We start from the raw sequence: 19,259 nt of genomic DNA, 5'->3' as shown, positions 1-19,259 counted from the left end.
TTGCGATGGAAGACGGCCTGCGCTTTGCGATCCGCGAAGGCGGCCGCACCGTCGGCGCCGGCGTGGTCTCCAAGATCCTCGCCTAAGGGTGGCTTGGCGGGTTCGACCGCCAAACGCCCGTGGGCGGCAGGCGTTTCGTAAGAAACGTCGAGAACCCTAAGCACCAAACAAACAAAAGGCCGCTCAGCAATGAGCGGCCTTTTGCGTTACCAGCCCGCGGCGCTGCAATACTTCGACGGGAACCTCGTGCTGAAACGTTTGAAGATCAACGTAAACAGTAATAGAGTACTTATGACAAACCTTCAAACAGCCGCTTTTATGTTGGCCGCCACCGTAACCGCGACCACTGCCGTGGCGCATGAAAATATCGCCAGCACTGAAATCCAAGGAGATATGACCTGTATTTCATCGAATGGGGCCCCCGATCATGACATGGGTGAATTCCCCAATCGTGCAAACCCTAATGCCTTTCTAGAACAGAACCTGACCTTCTGTTTTGCCACTTCGCCACAACTTGCTGACACGGTCACGACGGACTTAATGACTGTGGGCGTTTCAACAACCGGTGTTCCGATCCGGCCCTATACAGCAGGATACTATGACCCCAACGGGCGACGCGGCTTCAGCCAGGACCCGTCAAGCGGCTGGCGCCAGCAAGCGATGCATGATCCGAGCAGTTTGGGCATGGACGACCAAAATGCCCACGTCGATCGCGCCGGTTTGTATCATTATCATGCCGTTCCAAGCGCGCTGCTTGCGTCACAAGGTGGATCGCTGATCGGCTATGCGCCTGACGGTTTTGAAATACGATACAGCCCGTCGTCAGCCACATCTTCTTGGCAACTCAAAGATGGCGTGCGCCCAACGCCCCCCGGCGAAGACTACGACGGCACCTTTGAGGAAGACTTTGAATTCACCGCAGGCAGCGGAACGCTGGATGAATGTAACGGCGGAATGATCGACGGCACGTACACCTATTTTGCGACCGACACCTATCCCTACTATCCCCGTTGCTTCAAAGGCGTGGTCAACCCGCAATTTATGATGCGAAACTAAGAAGACAGCGTTGATGCCGGGCAAAGCGGGGCGGCATCAATGCGGCCCAATTAAAACGACCAACGGCACCACTCCGCCCTTGCCAGACCTTACGACTCCGCCTATACGGCCCAAATCCAACAGGGGTGCGCCATGCGTGCCCTTTTTAAGTTGGACTAAAAGACGCGATGAGGGGTGTGGATGAGCCACGGTCCTCCTCTCCGATCTAAGCCCCAAAGTATGGGTGATGAACATGGCAGCTAGCCAGAATATTCGCATCCGTCTGAAGGCGTTTGACTACCGTGTGCTGGATGCGTCCACACAGGAAATCGTCAACACTGCCAAGCGGACAGGTGCATCGGTTCGGGGTCCAATCCCGCTTCCAAACAAAATCGAAAAGTTTACCGTTTTGCGCGGTCCACACATCGACAAGAAATCCCGCGATCAATTCGAAATCCGCACGCACAAGCGTCTGCTGGATATCGTCGACCCAACACCACAGACTGTGGACGCGCTGATGAAGCTCGACCTCGCTGCCGGTGTTGACGTCGAGATCAAAGTATAAAGGAGCGGATGATATGTTGCGCTCTGGTGTAATCGCTAAAAAGGTTGGCATGACCCGCCTTTTTCAAGAGGACGGCCGTCAGATTCCTGTCACCGTTCTTCAACTCGAAAGCCTGCAGGTTGTGGCCCAGCGGACCGCTGAAAAGGATGGCTACACAGCTGTTCAACTCGGCGCCGGTACGGCCAAAGCCAAGCGGACATCTGCGCCCATGCGTGGTCACTTTGCGAAAGCAAAAGTAGAACCAAAGCGCAAGGTTGCCGAATTCCGCGTTGCAGAAGAAAACCTCATCGCTGTCGGCGAAGAGATCATCGCTTCGCATTACTTCGAAGGCCAATTCGTGGACGTGTCCGGCACATCCATCGGTAAAGGTTTCGCTGGTGCGATGAAGCGTTGGAACTTTGGTGGTTTGCGCGCGACACACGGTGTGTCGATCTCTCACCGCTCCCACGGTTCCACTGGTCAGTGTCAGGATCCCGGTAAGGTTTTCAAAGGCAAGAAAATGGCCGGTCACATGGGTGCCGCCAAGATCACAACACAGAACCTTGTTGTCGTTAAGACAGACGCGGATCGTGGTTTGATCATGGTTAAAGGCGCTGTTCCAGGCTCCAAGGGCAACTGGGTCACAATCAAGGATGCGGTGAAAAAGCCTATCCCTGAGAACGTGATTTACCCGGCAGCCTTGGCATCCGCCGCGAAAGAAGCCGAGAAATTGGCAGAAGCCGCAGCAGCCGAAGCAGCAGCCGCAGAAGAAGCAGCAGCAGTAGCAGCAGCAGAAGCAGAACAGGCCGCACTCGACGCAGCCGAAGCGGACGCTCCTGCAACAGATGCAGCAGAAGAAGGAGGCTCCTCCGATGAAAGCTGAAGCCATCAAACTTGACGGCAAAGCCGCTGGTTCCGTCGATCTTAACGACGAAATCTTCGGTCTTGAGCCGCGCGTGGACATTCTTCACCGTGTGGTCCGTTGGCAGCGCAACAATGCGCAGGCCGGCACCCACAAGGTAAAGACACGGTCCGAAGTCAAATACTCCACAAAGAAGATCTATCGTCAGAAAGGTACCGGCGGCGCACGTCACGGTGCACGTTCTGCGCCGATCTTCCGCGGTGGTGGTATTTACAAAGGCCCAACGCCACGCAGCCACGGCCACGATCTGACCAAGAAGTTCCGCAAATTGGGCCTTCGCCACGCATTGTCTGCAAAAGTTGCAGCTGGTGAGTTGGTCATCGTGGACAACATCGACATCAAAGACGCGAAAACATCCGCATTGGCCAAAACGGTTGGTGCACTCGGTTGGAAGCGTTGTTTGATCATCGATGCGACTGTGAACGAAGATTTCGCCGTTGCAGCACGCAACATCACATCAATCGACGCTCTGCCTGTCATGGGTGCGAACGTTTATGACATCCTGAAGTCCGACACTCTCGTGTTGACCAAAGCAGGTGTCGAAGCTCTGGAGGCTCGCCTCAAATGACCACCAAAGCAGAACACTACGACGTGATCCGCAAGCCGATCATCACCGAGAAGGCAACAATGGCGTCTGAAAACAACGCCGTCGTCTTCGAAGTGCACATCGACGCGAACAAGCCAATGATCAAAGAAGCGGTTGAAACGCTCTTTGGTGTAAAGGTCAAAGCGGTGAACACGACGATCACCAAAGGTAAATCCAAGCGTTTCCGCGGCCAGCTTGGCCGTCGTAAAGACGTAAAGAAGGCCTATGTGACGCTCGAAGAGGGCAACACAATTGACGTAAGCACGGGTCTGTAAAGACACGGCTCATGATACAAAGAAGGCCCCCGCAGCGATGCGGGGGCCTTTTTCGTTTGTCCGGTCTGTGTGGCGTTAGCCAGCCGCCACCGAATAGATATAGTTGTTCTGGCTCAGCTTCTGGGCGCGATAGCCGAACTTTGTCAGAAGCTCGTCGGTCTCGGCCTTTTCGTTGGCAAACACCTCGATCCACAGCACCGGTTTGCTCTGGCTCAAAATCTGGGTCGCCCCGCGTATCACTTCGCCCTGATACCCTTCGACATCGATTTTGATAAAGCTCACAGCGGCCACGTCAGCCGGCTCAATCGCTTCGTCCAATGACACCATCTGCGTGCCGCCCGTATCGCTCGCCTCAAAGGACGCGCCACCGTGATTGCCGTGTTTATAGGCCGCCACGCCACCACGCCCGGACGTCGCCCCCAGCATGGATTGATGCGCCCGCACGTCGCTGCCTGCGAGGTTCAGCTCAATGTTGCGCACCATTGTGGCATAGGCGATGTCTTGGGGCTCAAAACAATACATCCGCTTGGGGGCGAAATAGCCGCCAAAGAACACCGCGTGGTTGCCGATGTTTGACCCCGCATCGATGATGACGCCGCCGTGCTGCACCACATTCATCTCAAGCAGCGATTGCAGCAGGTTGGCCTCGTAAAATCCACGATCGTTCAGGATTTTGCGTTGAATATAGTCATTGTCGCCAAACGGCAGGTGCAAATCAAACGCGCGCCCTTGGTGGTTGATCGTCAAAATACGCTCCGGCCCCAAATTCCCGAACCGCGTCGCGTTCAACTGTAGCCGCGTCATCTTGTTCAGCATTTTCAACTGACTGTTCAGCTCCAACGCCCACTCCGGTGTGTCTGTCGGTCCCATGTGCTCTGCCCTATTTTTGTTTGTTCTTGTCATACCACGCGCCCATCCCCGACGGACGCCCTAACCCAGAGTGTTAACCAAGAACGACGCCCACGTAAAACGGGATATGTGGGGCAGGGGTGTGTGGCCGCCTCCGCACGCGCAAAGACGTCAAAAAAGCCTACGTGACCATTGAGGAAGGCAACACAATCGACGTGAGCACTGGCCTGTAAGGGTCAGGGTTTACGGTTGAGAATTAGGAAGGCCCCGCAATTTGAATTGTGGGGCCTTTTTTGTTGAAGGTAGTCACCAATGATCTTACCTAGTACAAAGCCAGAACATTTTTGTGCCAAGGTAGATTGTGATGACAGTTCAAAGCCGATTCAAGACATTCATTTCAAACATTGCTTTGACCAGCATACAGAAAACTGCTGGTGCAGAACGTCGTGATAAAGTTGTGCAGGCTTTGAACGAACACTATTGGGGTTCCAGCAGTAAAACAGCGCATTCAAAGTATGTGGGTTCCTGGGGAAAGTTTACCCGCGTTCGTCCACCGCGGGATGTGGACGTGCTCTTCACACTCCCGATCAGCGTTTACAATCGTTTTGAATTGCGCACGGGAAACAAGCAATCACAGCTTCTCCAAGAGGTGAAAACGGTTTTGACCAATACCTTTACGACTACCGCGATCAAGGGCAGTGGCCCAGTAGTAGAAGTGCCCTTCACCAGCTACAATGTTGAGGTCGTACCAGCGTTCGAATTAGACACAGGCAGATATTGGGTCTGCATGACAGCAGACGGTGGCAGCTATGCAGTTGCGGACTATGAGGCGGAGGCTGAAGTCATACGCGACAGCAACGCGTTGACCAAAGACAACACGCGAAATTTGATCCGAATGATTAAGCGTTGGCAGGCTCATTGCAATGTGCCGATCAAGTCTTTCTGGATTGAACTGATCGCCGTCGAATTTTTGCGAAACTGGGAGCATCGCGATAAGTCGATGGTGTATTATGACTGGATGGTTAGAGACTTCTTTGCCCACCTGGTAAGCAAGGAGTACGGGACACTGTTTGCTCCAGGTACATACGAGGCGATGTATCTTGGCGGGTTGTGGACTTCAAAGGCTAAGACTGCGTACAACAATGCCGTAAGCGCTTGCGAGGACGAGAAGGACTATCCGTACAGCGCTGGTGGAAGTTGGCAAAAGATTTTTGGGGCGGACATACCGTTGGGCGGATGACAGAGAATAGAGTAGACGAACTGGTCAAAGAGTGTAAGCGGCAGGAAGAGTCCTGCATGTATACATCCGCAGGCCTCTACATTTGGCAAAAGCGTGCGACGCTTTGGAAGAACATTTTCGTGGTCGCACCAATCATTTTGGGTGGGGTGGCGTCGTCGCAAATATTGGCTGGTACAGGTGAGGGTTGGGCCGAATATGTAGCGGCGGGATTGGCGCTGCTAGCTGGTTTTTTCCCCGCGATTTTCGAGGCATTGGGAATGGATATGCGTGCTAGGGAAATTGGTGCAGCCGCTGGAGAATTCACAAATCTACGAGATCGATTTCGCCAACTGGGAAATTTCAGCGCAGACGCAACATTCGAGGATCTCAGCCCTCAGTTCGAGCAATTGATGGATCGTATGGATTCTGTTCGACAGACAGCGCCACCGCTTCCTGAAAGGTTCTTTGAAAAAGGGCGAAAGAAGATTGCTGCGGGGGACTACGATTTTAAGGCAGATAGTTAGCTCCAGTTAAGTGGCAAGCCCACTTGACCAACCCCACCTCACCCCCTATCAGACCCCATCGGCACAGCCCCAGATTCGTCTGGGGCTTTGTTGTTGTTTTGCGCGAAGCCTCGGCCTCAACCAGACAAACCTAATCGGGCACCTACGGGGGCCTATAAACATCAGGGCCGCATCAGCGGTCCGCCAAGCAAACGGAAGTAGCAAACATGGCACTCAAGTCGTATAAACCGACGACGCCTGGCCAACGTGGGTTGGTGCTGATTGACCGTTCGGAGCTTTGGAAAGGTCGCCCAGTCAAGGCCCTCACTGAGGGTCTGAGCAAGTCGGGCGGACGGAACAACACCGGACGGATCACATCACGTCGTCGTGGTGGTGGGGCAAAACGCCTTTACCGCATCGTAGATTTCAAACGTAACAAGCTCGACATGGAAGCAGTCGTGGCCCGGATCGAATATGACCCGAACCGCACCGCGTTCATCGCGCTCGTTCAGTACACAGATGGCGAACAAGCCTATATCATCGCACCGCAGCGTCTTGCGATTGGTGATAAGGTCATCGCGTCCGCCAAGGCTGACATCAAGCCAGGCAACGCAATGCCGTTCTCAGGCATGCCCATCGGTACAATCATCCACAACATCGAAATGAAGCCAGGCAAGGGCGGGCAGATTGCACGCGCAGCCGGCACCTACGCCCAGTTCGTAGGTCGTGACGGTGGTTACGCTCAGATCCGTCTGAGCTCGGGTGAACTTCGCCTCGTGCGTCAGGAATGCATGGCCACCGTTGGTGCCGTGTCCAACCCTGACAACTCCAACCAGAACATGGGTAAAGCCGGCCGTATGCGCCACTATGGCAAACGCCCGTCTGTTCGTGGTGTCGTCATGAACCCGATCGACCACCCACACGGTGGTGGTGAGGGTCGTACGTCGGGTGGTCGCCACCCTGTGACACCTTGGGGTAAGCCCACGAAGGGTGCGAAAACCCGCAACAAGAACAAAGCGTCCAGCCGTCTGATCGTCAGATCGCGCCACGCCAAGAAGAAGGGTCGCTAATATGGCTCGTTCCGTATGGAAAGGTCCATTCGTTGACAGCTACGTGCTTAAGAAAGCCGAAGCCGCCAAAGAATCCGGCCGCAACGACGTGATCAAAATCTGGTCCCGCCGTTCCACTATCCTTCCACAGTTTGTTGGCTTGACGTTCGGCGTCTACAATGGCCGCAAGCATATCCCAGTCTCTATCACCGAAGACATGATCGGTCAGAAGTTTGGTGAATATTCGCCAACTCGCACCTATTATGGCCACGCGGCTGATAAAAAAGCGAAGCGGAAATAAGCCATGAGCAAGGATAAGAATCCCCGCCGCGTGGCTGACAACGAAGCTCGTGCAAAACTGCGCATGCTTCGCACTTCGCCACAGAAACTGAACCTCGTCGCAGCCATGATCCGTGGTAAAAAGGTGGACAAGGCCCTTACGGACCTGACGTTCTCCAAAAAGCGGATCGCGCAGGACGTGAAGAAATGCCTTCAGTCCGCGATTGCAAACGCCGAGAACAACCACAACCTCGACGTTGATGAGCTGATCATCGCTGAGGCCTACGTGGGCAAAAACCTGACGATGAAACGTGGACGTCCTCGTGCACGTGGCCGTTTCGGCAAAATCGTCAAGCCGTTCGCGGAATTGACAATCCTGGTGCGCCAAGTTGAGGAGCAAGCATAATGGGTAACAAAGTAAACCCGATCGGCATGCGTCTTCAGGTCAACCGCACCTGGGACAGCCGCTGGTACGCAGACACCAAAGACTACGGCAATCTTTTGCTCGAAGACCTTAAGATCAAGGACTTCATCAAAAAGGATTGCGCGCAGGCTGGTGTGTCTCGTGTCATCATCGAACGTCCGCACAAAAAGTGCCGCGTGACTGTTCACACTGCGCGCCCTGGCGTCATCATCGGCAAGAAAGGTGCAGACATCGAAACTCTGCGCCAGAAACTTGCAGCGATGACCGACAGTGAGCTGCACCTCAACATCGTTGAAGTGCGCAAGCCTGAGCTTGATGCCCAGCTTGTCGGTGAGAGCATCTCTCAGCAGCTTGAGCGTCGCGTTTCCTTCCGTCGCGCGATGAAGCGTGCGGTGCAAAACGCAATGCGTATGGGTGCCCTTGGTATTCGTGTGAACCTTGCTGGCCGTCTTGGCGGTGCAGAGATCGCGCGGACCGAATGGTATCGTGAGGGCCGCGTGCCACTCCACACCCTTCGTGCTGACATCGACTACGCCCACGTCGAGGCGCAGACTGCTTATGGTATCATCGGGATCAAGACTTGGATCTACAAAGGTGACATCATGGAGCACGACCCCTCCGCACATGATCGTAAACTTCAAGAGCTTCAGGATGGTCCGCCCCCGCGCGGCGCTCGTCCTGGTGGCCGTGATCGCTGAAAGGATTAAACAATGCTTCAGCCAAAACGCACTAAATTCCGCAAGCAGCACAAAGGCCGGATCAAGGGCGAAGCCAAAGGCGGCTCCGATCTGAACTTCGGGACTTACGGGCTCAAAGCGACCCAGCCAGAGCGTGTGACAGCACGTCAGATCGAGGCAGCACGCCGCGCGATGACACGTCACATGAAACGTCAGGGCCGTGTTTGGATCCGTATCTTTCCAGACGTGCCTGTCACCTCCAAGCCCACCGAAGTTCGTATGGGTAAAGGTAAAGGTTCCGTGGATTTTTGGGCATGTAAAGTCAAACCTGGCCGCATCATGTTCGAAATCGACGGCGTGAACGAAGACATCGCCCGCGAAGCCCTGCGCCTCGCTGCGATGAAACTTCCGGTCAAAACCCGCACCGTGGTTCGCGAAGACTGGTAATTCTAGCGTTTCGTTAGAAACGCGGAATGAGGTGTAGCATTTTCACGCAGTGAATGTGCGGGCCTCACACCGGACAGAAAAACAAAAACCCCCGTCGTTCATTCGGCGGGGGTTTTTCTATGCACGTCTGGGTCGCCAAACGCGCCAAACAGCCAATCCTGTCGCCAGCACCACCGCGCCACTCAGCACTGCCTTGCCGACATTCCCCATCGTGCCGTCGATCAGGATCACATGAAAAACTGTGCCCACTGCGATCAGCGCCGCAAGCCCGACATGCCCGCGTTGCCACGTTTTCGGTTTCAGCTTACGCCGCCAAGCCGCCAGCGCGGCCGTCACGATCACGCCCCACATGGCCAACACCCCCCAAATCGAAAACGGTGTGGGGGATCGCAGCAGCAACGCATCCACGACGTCCGGTGGGCTCGTGATCCAAAGGCCCCCGATATGAACAGCCAGCATCGCCACTAACACAGCGCCCGTACCACGGTGGATCATGCGGCCAAAGCGGCGCGTCAGACCAGGCATATCGTTGTTGGGCAAAAGCGGTTGTATCACCAAAAGGGCCATCGCAATCCCGCCTGCAAAGCTCGCTAAGATATAGACGGGTTGGCGATAGGCCAGCAGTGGGCTCGCTGAAATGGCCAGCACAGGGCCAAGCATCACAATCAACAGGATGGCCCAAATGAATGCGTGCCGAAGTCGGGCCACGCGCAGGTCAGGCGGGCTGTAGGACGAATTCGACGTTCAACGTGGTATCGCCCGGATCGGGCAACAGCGGGCGTAAGAACACCGTTTCAAATTCCGGATCGTCATAGGCAAGATGCCCGTGGGCCTGCCCAAACGCAGGAACGATCTGCGGCATTTCCAGCCGGAACAATCCATTTTCATCCGTCAGCGTCGCGCCGTGGCTGTGTGGGTCTCGTTCATGGCCCTCGGTCGTGTGGGCCCAGACCTGAATGCGCTGTCCCGTAAGGGGTGCGCCATCTCCGGCGCGGCGCACGCTGCCCGTCATCCAGAAACCGCCCCCACCGATGCGCTCGACAATCGGCGCTCCGGGGCGATAGTTGTTGGACCCGCCGCGCATCGTCGGTGTCGCTGCAATCGTTTGTGCGGCCAAAGGCGCGATCAGGCCAGATACGCCGGTCGCGGCGATGGCACCAGCCGTCGCGATGAGAGTCCTACGCGTTGAGTTCACACCAGACATGGGCGCTCCTGTAAGTTGGACAAGGCGCCGATCAGCCGACGACCACTGTTTCAACCAACAAATTAGATCGTCGCGCGCCAATTTCGAGCCCTACAACTTCAAACTTGCGTGAAAGGTTCCGCCATCGGCAGGATTTGGCTCGTCGTTCATCCACCCCAAATCCGCACCATGCCGCCATCAAACGCCGCCCAAGACATCGTCGCCTTATTCCCCGCATGCCCTTCGTAATAAGATCGTCCGTTGGGTAGCGGTAGTCCGGCCCATATCCGTGCAAGGTTGTGCATGAATTGGCGTCGCCCCAAATCCCCCGCCTGAAACCGCAAAAATCCAGCATCTTCTAGCAACACGAGCGCCAATGCGTCCTGCACGCCGGGGGTGAATTGCGTCTCCGGCCCGAACCCGCGTTCCCGCGCGACGCGGCGCAGGGTTGGCGGGATGAACTGGTATCGCCCGATTGCGTGGGGCTGTCCTGGGGTATCGTCGATCCATTGATAAATCTCGCCCAGTGTCATGTGTGTGGGCAGGGCCGCGGGCCTCACCGTTGCGCCGTATTGCACCGCATCATAGCCCGCGGAACCAGCTTCTGCGCGTGCGATCAACGACAGCAGACGATCCACCGGGGCGGTTCCGGTCCCGCTCGCCATGGGCGACACGCGGATCCGTTGCGTGCGTTCCGGTAGGGGGGCAAAGAATCCCACATTGCCGCTGGGTGCAAACAGGCCGGCGCGTGTGACGGTGTCGGGGGCCGTGTCACTGCGCGGAAACAGCGATTGCAATTCAGCACGCACACTGCCCGCCCACACAACCAATACCAAAGCCAACCAAACCCGAACCATGCCGCACCCCTTCTGAGATCGGCACGGGTATGGTGGTTAATTGTTGACGGATCGTTTCAGCCGCGCGGCAAAACTATTCCCATTTGTAATTAAAACTTACGGAAATGCGGTCATCCTCGGACATGTTCATCGGCACCTCATGGCGCAGCCAGCTTTCCCAAAGCAACACGTTCCCCACCGCAGGGGCCACATAAATAAACTGCCGCATCTCCTCGCGCGCGTCTTTCAGGCGGGCAGGGGCGGCCATCATCATCTGAGATCGCGGGTCTTCGAACTTAATTGCCGACGCGCCCTCTGGCATCTTCACATAGGTCGTGCCGGACACCACTGAATGCGGATGGATGTGAGACGTATGAATGCCGCCCTCGGGCAGAATGTTGATCCAGATATCTTCCAACACCAACGTGCGCCCATCCAGATCAAACTGCGCATCCTCCGCGAACTTCGCGACATGTTCATCAAGCGCATCCACAACCGCCTGAAAGATCGGAAACCGCCACGGCAGATCGGTGAGGGATGCATAGGACGTGTAGCCGGGGAAATCATTCGCTTCACACCACTCATTCCCCGCGTCGTCATCCTCGGCGATAGAATAGCAGGACGCGCGCAGTTCATCGGCGTCGATGGGGCCAAGCTTGGCTTGGTAAAGGCGGGTGGCGAAGAGGGACTTGAGTTGCATAGTAGCTACTACCTATATGTTGATCGGGACCTTAAAGTTGTAGCGCCACGGAACCCGTGTGCTGTTAAGGCCATTGAAAGCTCATTGCCACTGCAAGGATTCTTAGGCCCAATTATTACGTTCTTTATGAGGTTCGAGCCGAGGCCCCGCAAAGGTAAAGCTAAATAAGCTACAACGCCTCCATTGAGACTTGAACGATAGGAAATATTGAGACGTTTCTTGCTCAACTTTTCGCCCGACCCTCCAACATCTTTTAGTGTCCACTCTCCGCCATTTCGCTCGACGTTGACCGCTCGAATGAGACGGACTTCCTTTTCTTCCTGAAAGCCGGGGTTCTTGATTAGGCCCATATCAAGAGCAAGGATAGGGACTTGCTCCATAAGAAATTCAGCCTTCTCTTTCTCCGGCAGGCCTTCATGAACTTCGTGCATCGCACGGATCATTGTTTTGAAATGATGGAGTTGGATATCTTCATCATAGCAAATGCTGCCAACGCGAACTGAAAGCCTCTCCAGCTGTTTGGCGTCAAAACCGATGGAAACGCCAGCGCCATCGTCGGCGTATGCGCGCCACTGACTTAACACGTCCCCTTCAGTCGAAAACGAACTTAGCAGAGGTAAATTATAAAGCTGAGCGGCACTGATCACTTTGTCGATGGTATCGATGAAGGAATACCCAACTTCGTCGATGACCAAGTTGGCTGCGCGAATGAACATGTCATATGCCCAATGCATCTCTCCAAAGTCATTCATTGTATTGATGTCGGACATCCAAATGCTCTTGCTTTCGATGATCGAAAGAAAGGTAGCGGTTGTGCAATAATGGTAGAGTGTTGGATGTTTCGCGGCGTTAAAGTCGAGGGGGCTCTTCTCTTCTTGATTCATACCGTCTACCCGCTCTTACTGTTGGTGTTCTTCCCAATTATTAGTCAATTGCCGAGGGTGTTTCCATGTCTCAATCATTGTTTAGATAGAGGTCATTCGAACACCCCCTTGCCACACCCCTCCGCCTCCCCTATACGCCCCCAATCTACCCACTCCATCGGAGATTCGGGTTACGTTTGTGCGCTCTGCCCAACCGCCCGCCGATGATGTTGCAAAAGGAGCCGTCCGATGGACGCCAATGAACTTCGGGATAAAACCCCGGATCAACTCCGCGATGAGTTGTCCAACTTGAAAAAAGAAGCCTTTAACCTGCGTTTTCAGCAGGCCACAGGCGCCATGGAAAACACAGCCCGTATGCGCGTCGTGAAACGCTCTGCTGCTCGTGTAAAAACCATCCTTAACGAAAAGGCGGCTGCGGCCGCTTCGGAGGCTTAAGACTATGCCCAAGCGTATCCTGTCCGGTGTTGTCACCTCCAACCAGAACGAACAGACCGTCACTGTGTCCGTAGAGCGCCGCTTTACACACCCGGTTCTGAAAAAGACCATCCGTAAGTCCAAAAAGTACCGGGCGCACGATGAGGCCAACACATTCAACGTGGGCGACCAAGTCCGCATCCAGGAATGTGCGCCAAAGTCTAAAACGAAACGCTGGGAAGTGATCACGGCCTAGGCCGTCCACATCCTTTAATCGAAACCCTAGGGGCCCGGTCAGAATCGGGGAAAACCCTATAGGTCGGGAGTAATCTAAATGATCCAGATGCAGACCAACCTTGAAGTGGCTGACAACAGCGGCGCCCGCCGTGTTCAGTGCATTAAGGTTCTCGGCGGTTCCCACCGTCGTTACGCATCGGTCGGCGATATCATCGTCGTATCGGTGAAAGAGGCCATTCCACGTGGTCGTGTTAAGAAAGGTGACGTCCGCAAGGCCGTCGTCGTTCGCACCAAAAAGCAGGTTCGTCGCGATGACGGCACTGCAATCAAATTTGACACCAACGCGGCTGTCATCCTGAACAACTCAAACGAGCCTGTTGGCACCCGTATCTTCGGGCCAGTGGTTCGTGAGCTGCGCGCGAAGAACTTCATGAAGATCATCTCGCTCGCTCCGGAGGTGCTGTAAAATGGCTGCTAAACTTCGCAAAGGTGACACGGTCATCGTGCTGGCTGGCAAAGACAAAGGCAAAACAGGCGAGATTTCGTCCGTTGACCCGAAAGCCGGCAAAGCAATCGTAGATGGCGTGAACGTCGCGATCCGCCACGTAAAGCAATCCCAGACAACGCAGGGTGGTCGCACACCCAAAGCGATGCCAATCCAGCTTTCCAACCTCGCGGTTGTGGACAAGAACGGCAAAGCAACACGCGTCGGGTTCAAAATGGACGGCGACAAAAAAGTTCGCTTCGCCAAGACAACAGGGGATGTGATCTGATGCTTGATACTGCAAACTACACCCCCCGTCTTAAGGCGCTTTACAATGACAGCTTCCGCGCTGCCATGATGGAAGAGTTCGGCTACAAGAACGCAATGCAGACACCACGTTTGGACAAAATTGTTCTGAACATCGGTTGCGGTTCCGAAGCAGTGAACGACACCAAAAAAGCCAAATCCGCACAGGACGATCTTACAGCGATCGCAGGTCAGCTGGCCGTCATCACCAAAGCAAAGAAATCTATCGCTGGTTTCCGCGTTCGTGAAGACATGCCACTGGGCGCGAAGGTAACCCTTCGTGGCAACCGCATGTACGAATTCCTTGACCGTCTTACCACGATCGCAATGCCTCGTATCCGTGACTTCCGCGGCGTGTCTGGCAAATCGTTCGATGGTCGTGGCAACTACGCCATGGGCATGAAGGAACACATCGTCTTCCCTGAAATCAACTTCGACAAAGTCGACGTTGCTTGGGGTATGGATATCGTGATCTGCACAACAGCAGACAACGATGCAGAAGCAAAAGCGCTGTTGAAGCATTTCAACATGCCGTTCAACAGCTAAGGGGAAGATTGATATGGCTAAGAAATCCATGATCGCCCGCGAAGTGAAGCGTGAAAAGCTCGTCAAAAAGTACGCAGCAAAGCGCGCCGAACTCAAAGCAATCGCAAACGATGACAGCAAGACGATGGAAGAGCGTTTCACTGCTCGCCTGAAGCTTGCCAAACTGCCACGCAACTCTGCGCCAGTTCGTTTGCACAACCGTTGCCAGCTCACAGGTCGTCCGCACGCGTACTACCGTAAGCTCAAGATCAGCCGGATCGCACTTCGGGACCTCGGTTCCAATGGCGAAATTCCCGGTATGGTCAAGTCCAGCTGGTAAGGAGAGAACACAATGAACGATCCTATCGGTGATATGCTGACACGCATCCGTAACGGCCAAATGCGCGGTAAGTCCATGGTGGCAACACCTGCGTCTAAACTGCGCGGCTGGGTGCTCGAGGTCCTCGCGGACGAAGGTTACATTCGCGGCTTCGAAGCCACGACTGGCGCCGACGGCCACCCGGCTTTCGAAATCAGCCTCAAGTACTACGAGGGCGAAGCTGTTATTCGCGAAGTGAAGCGGGTCTCAACCCCCGGTCGTCGCGTTTATATGGGCGCACAAGACATTCCATCGGTCCGTCAGGGCCTCGGTGTGTCGATTGTCTCCACCCCAAAGGGTGTGATGTCGGATGCAAACGCACGGGCGGCCAATGTTGGCGGCGAAGTGCTCTGCACCGTATTCTAAGGAGAATTAGATGTCTCGTATTGGTAAGAAACCGGTCGACCTGCCCAGCGGCGTAACTGCCTCTGTGTCCGGCCAGACCGTCGAAGTTAAGGGCCCCAAGGGCGCCCGTACCTTCACAGCAACAGACGACGTTACGTTGACTGTCGAAGAGAACGCAGTGACTGTCACACCTCGTGGCAAATCAAAGCGCGCTCGTCAGCAGTGGGGCATGTCCCGCACACAGATCCAGAACCTGGTGACTGGTGTAACTGACGGCTTCAAAAAAGAGCTTGAGATCAACGGCGTTGGTTACCGTGCTCAGATGCAGGGCAATGTCCTGAAACTGAACCTCGGTTATTCCCACGACGTGGACTTTGAGGTTCCCGCTGGCGTCACCGTCACGGCCCCGAAGCCAACGATCATCATCGTGGAAGGCGCTGACCAGCAACAAGTTGGTCAAGTCGCTGCAAACATCCGCGAATGGCGCAAGCCCGAGCCTTACAAAGGCAAAGGCATCAAATATGTGGACGAGTATATCTTCCGCAAAGAAGGCAAGAGGTAACAGCAAATGGCAAATACCAAACGTCAATTGTTCATCAAACGCCGCCTGCGCGTTCGCAACAAGCTTCGCAAGGTCAACGCTGGACGTCCTCGTCTGTCCGTTCACCGTTCTTCCAAAAACATCTCCGTTCAGCTGATCGACGATGTGAATGGCGTAACGCTGGCTTCTGCTTCTTCCTTGGAAAAAGCATTGGGCATCGTTGGCAAGAACAACGTAGAAGCTGCCGCCAAAGTTGGCGCAGCAATCGCAGAACGTGCGAAAAAGGCCGGCGTGACCGAAGCCTATTTCGACCGTGGCGGTTTCCTCTTCCACGGCAAAGTGAAGGCCTTGGCCGAAGCTGCCCGTGAAGGCGGTCTGAAGATCTAAACACTGCGAAGGGCTCTCTCTCGGGGGCCCTTCCGATGATCCAGGGCTTCGGCCACTAGGATCGACATTAACGGCGCAAGCCAACTTAAAATGGAGGGCCACATGGCTCGTGATAACCAGCGCGGCGGTAACCGTCGTGAAGAAACACCAGAATTTCAGGATCGCCTTGTCGCGATCAACCGTGTGTCCAAAACCGTTAAAGGTGGTAAGCGCTTCGGTTTCGCCGCTCTCGTAGTGGTTGGCGATCAAAAAGGCCGCGTCGGCTTTGGCAAAGGTAAAGCCAAAGAAGTTCCTGAGGCGATCCGCAAAGCCACAGAGCAAGCCAAGCGTCAGATGATCCGCGTTCAGCTGCGCGAAGGCCGCACATTGCACCACGACATGGAAGGCCGCCACGGCGCTGGCCGCGTTGTGATGCGCACCGCACCGCAGGGTACTGGTATCATCGCAGGTGGTCCAATGCGTGCCGTGTTCGAAATGCTCGGCATTCAGGACATCGTTGCGAAATCCATCGGCTCGTCCAACCCCTACAACATGATCCGCGCCACGATTGATGGTCTGAAGAAAGAGGCATCGCCTCGTTCTGTTGCCCAGCGTCGCGGTAAAAAAGTGGCTGACATTCTGCCAGCACGTGACAATGCGCCTGACGCATCCGCTCAAGTCGCTGAGGAGGCCTAAACCATGGCTAAAACAATCGTCATCAAGCAGATCGGTTCCCCGATCCGTCGTCCACAAGACCAGCTGCAAACGCTGATCGGTCTGGGCCTGAACAAAATGCACAAGGTCCGCGAATTGGAAGATACTCCATCCGTGCGTGGCATGATCAACAAGATCCCCCACATGGTAGAGATCATCGAAGAAAAGGGCTAAATGCGTCTTGGAATTGATCCAGTGGATCAATTCAGCATTTAGCGGGCGGAGCCCCGGACAACCCAACGCTTTGAACCGAATAGAACGCCCCGCTGTCACCAGCGGGGCGTTTTTCTTTTGAACGGTCCTTGATCTGGGTCAGAGACACCTTTGCACCCACGTGTCACCCTTTCGTCAAACACGAAGGGACAGCACATGACAGACGCCGCAGAAACCGCAGACCTCATCGGATTTGAAAACGGCAAATACCCCTACGTGGACCGCCTAAAGCGCGCAGATTACGAAACCCAAAAGGCTGACCTACAGGCCGAACTCCTCAAGGTGCAGCTTTGGGCTGCTGAAACGGGGCAACGGTTCGTCTTGTTGTTCGAAGGGCGCGACGCGGCGGGCAAAGGCGGCGCAATCAAACGGTTCACCGAACACCTGAACCCTCGCAGTGCCCGTGTTGTTGCGCTCAACAAACCCACCGACGAAGAACGCGGCCAATGGTTTTTCCAGCGCTATGTCAAACACCTCCCCAGCTCCGGCGAAATCGTTTTGTATGACCGATCATGGTACAACCGCGCGGGCGTGGAACGGGTCATGGGGTTCTGCGAACCGACCGAATACCTCGAATTCATGCGCCAGACCCCGGAATTTGAACGTATGCTCACACGTTCCGGCATCCATCTTTATAAATACTGGTTTTCCGTCACGCAGTCCGAACAGGCCAAGCGGTTCAAATCCCGCGAAACCGATCCTTTGAAACGCTGGAAACTCAGCCCCATCGACAAGGCATCCTTGCACAAATGGGATGACTACACCGAAGCCAAAGAAGCGATGTTCTTTTACACAGACACCGCCGACGCCCCGTGGACCGTGATCAAATCCGATGACAAGAAACGCGCGCGGCTGAACTGCATGCGCCATTTTTTGGCCAGCCTGGATTATCCGGAAAAAGACACGTCAATCGTCGGCACGGCTGACAACCAGATCGTCGGGCAAGCCAGCCATGTGTTGCATCAATCTGACCATATCCTCGCCACGTCGCTCCATCCCAATCAAAAGCGCGGCTGACACGCGTTGACATCCCCACGCACCCCGAACGACAGTCCACCGACTGCTTCGTGAAAAGGATGCCCCGTGACGGACCATGTGACGCTGACCCCCGACCTCATCCACCAAACCCACACCGCCATCCGGGATGCCACGATCCGCACACCGTTCGTGCCCGCTACGCGCCTGTCTCTGCAACTCGGGATCGATCTGCACCTCAAACTCGAAAACCGCCAACACACAAATGCGTTCAAATCTCGCGGGGCGCTGGCCAAACTGCTGATGTTAACAGAGGCGCAAAAGAAGGCCGGCGTCATTGCGTGTAGCGCGGGCAACCACGCCCAAGGCGTCGCCTATCACGCAACGCGCCTTGGCATCGCCAGCACAATCGTCATGCCCGAAGGCACGCCCTTCAATAAGGTGAAAAACACCGAAGATTTCGGCGCAAAGGTGATCCAGCACGGCTCGGGGTTTGACGATTCTGTGCAATTCACCCTCGATCTGGCTGCGCGGGACGGCCTGACGTTCATCCATCCTTTTGACGACCCGATCGTCGCCGCAGGGCAGGGCACCGTGGCGATCGAAATGATAGAAGACGCGCCCGATCTGGATGTGATCGTCGTGCCCATCGGCGGGGGCGGCCTCATCGCGGGGATGGCCATCGCCGCGAAAGCCATGAAGCCCGACATCGAAATCATCGGCGCGCAGGCCGCCGTCTTTGACGCCGTAAAGGCGCAGTTTGACGGCACAAACACCCATTTCAACGGGGCCACACTGGCCGAAGGCATCGCCGTCAAATCCCCCGCGCCCGCCAACGTCGACATCATCAAACGCCTCGTCACCCGTATCGACGTCGCGACCGAGGCCGAGATCGAAGATGCGGTATTCGACCTTCTGTCAGGCGAAAAACTGGTGGCCGAGGGCGCACCGGGCGCAGGCCTCGCCGTGATCAAAAAGAACCTTGAGGCCTATCGCGGCAAAAAGGTCGGCCTGGTGATCTGCGGCGGCAACATCGACTCGCGCCTGCTGTCCACCCTGATCCTGCGCGGCCTCGTGCGCGACGGCCGCATCACGCGCCTCACGTTCGAAATCAACGACACGCCGGGCCAACTCGCCGACATCTCGCGCATCATCGGGGAAGCGGGTGCCAACGTCGTCGAAGTCATCCACCAACGCATGATGCAATCGGTGTCACTAAAAGAAGCGGAACTAGAGATCGTCATAGAAGCCCGCGACATCGGCCACGTGAAAGACATCGTCGGCAGGCTCCGCGGGCAGGGGTTCAGGTTGCGGACGGACAGTGGAATCTAGAAAATATGTAACATAA

The 19,259-nt window shown here is 55.5% G+C and carries 32 protein-coding genes and 1 pseudogene; 27 read left to right on the top strand and 6 right to left on the bottom strand.

Annotated features, from left to right (window positions below; genetic code table 11):
- The 6 genes from L0664_RS18645 to L0664_RS18010 form a co-directional block, all read left to right on the top strand.
- A partial coding sequence (locus tag L0664_RS18645) for an EF-Tu C-terminal domain-related protein (protein ID WP_336247117.1) occupies window positions 1-86 on the top strand: 86 nt, incomplete at its 5' end.
- Between the two features lie 103 nt (window positions 87-189).
- On the top strand, window positions 190-1,056 hold the full coding sequence (locus tag L0664_RS18030; protein ID WP_235227293.1) for a YHYH protein: 867 nt from the start codon (window positions 190-192) through the stop codon (window positions 1,054-1,056).
- Between the two features lie 232 nt (window positions 1,057-1,288).
- Window positions 1,289-1,600: a 30S ribosomal protein S10 gene (gene rpsJ, locus L0664_RS18025; RefSeq protein ID WP_049833284.1), complete on the top strand. Its 312-nt coding sequence runs from the start codon at window positions 1,289-1,291 to the stop codon at window positions 1,598-1,600.
- Between the two features lie 13 nt (window positions 1,601-1,613).
- Complete coding sequence (gene rplC / locus L0664_RS18020) at window positions 1,614-2,462, top strand: 50S ribosomal protein L3 (RefSeq protein WP_235227292.1); 849 nt, start codon at window positions 1,614-1,616, stop codon at window positions 2,460-2,462.
- Window positions 2,452-3,069, top strand: a complete 618-nt coding sequence (gene rplD / locus L0664_RS18015; protein ID WP_235227291.1) for a 50S ribosomal protein L4 — start codon at window positions 2,452-2,454, stop codon at window positions 3,067-3,069. Before rplC ends, rplD begins: the two co-directional genes overlap by 11 nt.
- The gene (locus L0664_RS18010; protein WP_235227290.1) at window positions 3,066-3,362 is read left to right on the top strand and encodes a 50S ribosomal protein L23; all 297 of its coding nucleotides are present in this window, start codon (window positions 3,066-3,068) and stop codon (window positions 3,360-3,362) included. Before rplD ends, L0664_RS18010 begins: the two co-directional genes overlap by 4 nt.
- 75 nt (window positions 3,363-3,437) lie before the next feature.
- Here the strand turns inward: L0664_RS18010 and L0664_RS18005 are convergent, their stop codons facing one another.
- A complete protein-coding gene (locus L0664_RS18005; protein ID WP_235227289.1) occupies window positions 3,438-4,232 on the bottom strand; it encodes an FkbM family methyltransferase in 795 nt (264 codons plus the stop codon).
- Between the two features lie 125 nt (window positions 4,233-4,357).
- Here L0664_RS18005 and L0664_RS18000 point away from each other — a divergent pair.
- The 8 genes and pseudogenes from L0664_RS18000 to rplP all read left to right on the top strand — a co-directional run.
- A pseudogene (locus L0664_RS18000) lies at window positions 4,358-4,444 on the top strand (50S ribosomal protein L23); the annotation flags it as partial.
- A gap of 131 nt (window positions 4,445-4,575) precedes the next feature.
- Window positions 4,576-5,451, top strand: a complete 876-nt coding sequence (locus L0664_RS17995) for an SMODS domain-containing nucleotidyltransferase (protein ID WP_235227288.1) — start codon at window positions 4,576-4,578, stop codon at window positions 5,449-5,451.
- Complete coding sequence (locus L0664_RS17990; protein WP_268821753.1) at window positions 5,448-5,954, top strand: SLATT domain-containing protein; 507 nt, start codon at window positions 5,448-5,450, stop codon at window positions 5,952-5,954. The genes L0664_RS17995 and L0664_RS17990 overlap by 4 nt, the downstream gene beginning before the upstream one ends.
- A gap of 206 nt (window positions 5,955-6,160) precedes the next feature.
- Window positions 6,161-7,003, top strand: coding sequence for a 50S ribosomal protein L2 (gene rplB, locus L0664_RS17985; protein ID WP_235227286.1), 843 nt, complete (start codon window positions 6,161-6,163; stop codon window positions 7,001-7,003).
- Window position 7,004: 1 nt separating this feature from the next.
- The gene (gene rpsS, locus L0664_RS17980) at window positions 7,005-7,283 is read left to right on the top strand and encodes a 30S ribosomal protein S19 (protein ID WP_085863667.1); all 279 of its coding nucleotides are present in this window, start codon (window positions 7,005-7,007) and stop codon (window positions 7,281-7,283) included.
- Between the two features lie 3 nt (window positions 7,284-7,286).
- Window positions 7,287-7,667, top strand: coding sequence for a 50S ribosomal protein L22 (rplV, locus tag L0664_RS17975; protein ID WP_235227285.1), 381 nt, complete (start codon window positions 7,287-7,289; stop codon window positions 7,665-7,667).
- The gene (gene rpsC / locus L0664_RS17970; RefSeq protein WP_235227284.1) at window positions 7,667-8,383 is read left to right on the top strand and encodes a 30S ribosomal protein S3; all 717 of its coding nucleotides are present in this window, start codon (window positions 7,667-7,669) and stop codon (window positions 8,381-8,383) included. The genes rplV and rpsC overlap by 1 nt, the downstream gene beginning before the upstream one ends.
- Before the next feature lie 12 nt (window positions 8,384-8,395).
- Window positions 8,396-8,809 (top strand): 50S ribosomal protein L16, encoded by a 414-nt coding sequence (gene rplP, locus L0664_RS17965; RefSeq protein ID WP_235227283.1) that lies wholly within the window; start codon window positions 8,396-8,398, stop codon window positions 8,807-8,809.
- A gap of 117 nt (window positions 8,810-8,926) precedes the next feature.
- Here the strand turns inward: rplP and L0664_RS17960 are convergent, their stop codons facing one another.
- From L0664_RS17960 to L0664_RS17940, 5 genes are all read right to left on the bottom strand, one after another.
- On the bottom strand, window positions 8,927-9,517 hold the full coding sequence (locus tag L0664_RS17960; RefSeq protein WP_235227282.1) for a ferric reductase-like transmembrane domain-containing protein: 591 nt from the start codon (window positions 9,515-9,517) through the stop codon (window positions 8,927-8,929).
- Between the two features lie 7 nt (window positions 9,518-9,524).
- On the bottom strand, window positions 9,525-10,013 hold the full coding sequence (locus tag L0664_RS17955; RefSeq protein WP_235227281.1) for a peptidase associated/transthyretin-like domain-containing protein: 489 nt from the start codon (window positions 10,011-10,013) through the stop codon (window positions 9,525-9,527).
- Between the two features lie 146 nt (window positions 10,014-10,159).
- Window positions 10,160-10,849: a hypothetical protein gene (locus tag L0664_RS17950; protein ID WP_235227280.1), complete on the bottom strand. Its 690-nt coding sequence runs from the start codon at window positions 10,847-10,849 to the stop codon at window positions 10,160-10,162.
- Window positions 10,850-10,922: 73 nt separating this feature from the next.
- Window positions 10,923-11,528: a TIGR02466 family protein gene (locus L0664_RS17945; RefSeq protein ID WP_235227279.1), complete on the bottom strand. Its 606-nt coding sequence runs from the start codon at window positions 11,526-11,528 to the stop codon at window positions 10,923-10,925.
- Between the two features lie 8 nt (window positions 11,529-11,536).
- Window positions 11,537-12,412 (bottom strand): DUF2971 domain-containing protein, encoded by an 876-nt coding sequence (locus tag L0664_RS17940; RefSeq protein ID WP_235227278.1) that lies wholly within the window; start codon window positions 12,410-12,412, stop codon window positions 11,537-11,539.
- Between the two features lie 228 nt (window positions 12,413-12,640).
- Between L0664_RS17940 and rpmC the strand changes: the two genes are divergently transcribed.
- The 13 genes from rpmC to L0664_RS17875 all read left to right on the top strand — a co-directional run bounded on the left by rpmC (window position 12,641) and on the right by L0664_RS17875 (window position 19,243).
- On the top strand, window positions 12,641-12,847 hold the full coding sequence (gene rpmC / locus L0664_RS17935; RefSeq protein WP_235227277.1) for a 50S ribosomal protein L29: 207 nt from the start codon (window positions 12,641-12,643) through the stop codon (window positions 12,845-12,847).
- A 4-nt stretch (window positions 12,848-12,851) separates the two neighbouring features.
- Entirely contained in the window at window positions 12,852-13,082 is a 231-nt protein-coding gene (rpsQ, locus tag L0664_RS17930) for a 30S ribosomal protein S17 (RefSeq protein ID WP_235227276.1), read from the top strand.
- Window positions 13,083-13,160: 78 nt separating this feature from the next.
- Window positions 13,161-13,529, top strand: coding sequence for a 50S ribosomal protein L14 (gene rplN, locus L0664_RS17925; RefSeq protein ID WP_235227275.1), 369 nt, complete (start codon window positions 13,161-13,163; stop codon window positions 13,527-13,529).
- Between the two features lies 1 nt (window position 13,530).
- Complete coding sequence (rplX, locus tag L0664_RS17920; RefSeq protein ID WP_235227274.1) at window positions 13,531-13,836, top strand: 50S ribosomal protein L24; 306 nt, start codon at window positions 13,531-13,533, stop codon at window positions 13,834-13,836.
- Entirely contained in the window at window positions 13,836-14,399 is a 564-nt protein-coding gene (gene rplE / locus L0664_RS17915) for a 50S ribosomal protein L5 (RefSeq protein ID WP_235227273.1), read from the top strand. The genes rplX and rplE overlap by 1 nt, the downstream gene beginning before the upstream one ends.
- Before the next feature lie 13 nt (window positions 14,400-14,412).
- Complete coding sequence (rpsN, locus tag L0664_RS17910) at window positions 14,413-14,718, top strand: 30S ribosomal protein S14 (RefSeq protein WP_049833305.1); 306 nt, start codon at window positions 14,413-14,415, stop codon at window positions 14,716-14,718.
- Window positions 14,719-14,730: 12 nt separating this feature from the next.
- On the top strand, window positions 14,731-15,123 hold the full coding sequence (rpsH, locus tag L0664_RS17905) for a 30S ribosomal protein S8 (RefSeq protein ID WP_235227272.1): 393 nt from the start codon (window positions 14,731-14,733) through the stop codon (window positions 15,121-15,123).
- 10 nt (window positions 15,124-15,133) lie between these two features.
- Window positions 15,134-15,664, top strand: coding sequence for a 50S ribosomal protein L6 (gene rplF, locus L0664_RS17900; protein ID WP_235227271.1), 531 nt, complete (start codon window positions 15,134-15,136; stop codon window positions 15,662-15,664).
- A 6-nt stretch (window positions 15,665-15,670) separates the two neighbouring features.
- Entirely contained in the window at window positions 15,671-16,030 is a 360-nt protein-coding gene (gene rplR / locus L0664_RS17895) for a 50S ribosomal protein L18 (protein ID WP_235227270.1), read from the top strand.
- Between the two features lie 102 nt (window positions 16,031-16,132).
- Entirely contained in the window at window positions 16,133-16,705 is a 573-nt protein-coding gene (gene rpsE, locus L0664_RS17890; RefSeq protein WP_235227269.1) for a 30S ribosomal protein S5, read from the top strand.
- A gap of 3 nt (window positions 16,706-16,708) precedes the next feature.
- Complete coding sequence (gene rpmD / locus L0664_RS17885; protein ID WP_235227268.1) at window positions 16,709-16,897, top strand: 50S ribosomal protein L30; 189 nt, start codon at window positions 16,709-16,711, stop codon at window positions 16,895-16,897.
- Between the two features lie 195 nt (window positions 16,898-17,092).
- The gene (ppk2, locus tag L0664_RS17880; protein ID WP_235227267.1) at window positions 17,093-17,953 is read left to right on the top strand and encodes a polyphosphate kinase 2; all 861 of its coding nucleotides are present in this window, start codon (window positions 17,093-17,095) and stop codon (window positions 17,951-17,953) included.
- Between the two features lie 66 nt (window positions 17,954-18,019).
- On the top strand, window positions 18,020-19,243 hold the full coding sequence (locus L0664_RS17875; protein WP_235227266.1) for a threonine ammonia-lyase: 1,224 nt from the start codon (window positions 18,020-18,022) through the stop codon (window positions 19,241-19,243).
- Window positions 19,244-19,259 lie beyond the last annotated feature (16 nt).

Source organism: Octadecabacter dasysiphoniae (genome assembly GCF_021532615.1).
Lineage (GTDB): Bacteria > Pseudomonadota > Alphaproteobacteria > Rhodobacterales > Rhodobacteraceae > Octadecabacter > Octadecabacter dasysiphoniae.
The sequence above is the reverse complement of the archived record's forward strand: the minus strand, read 5'-3'. Positions and strand labels throughout refer to the sequence as shown.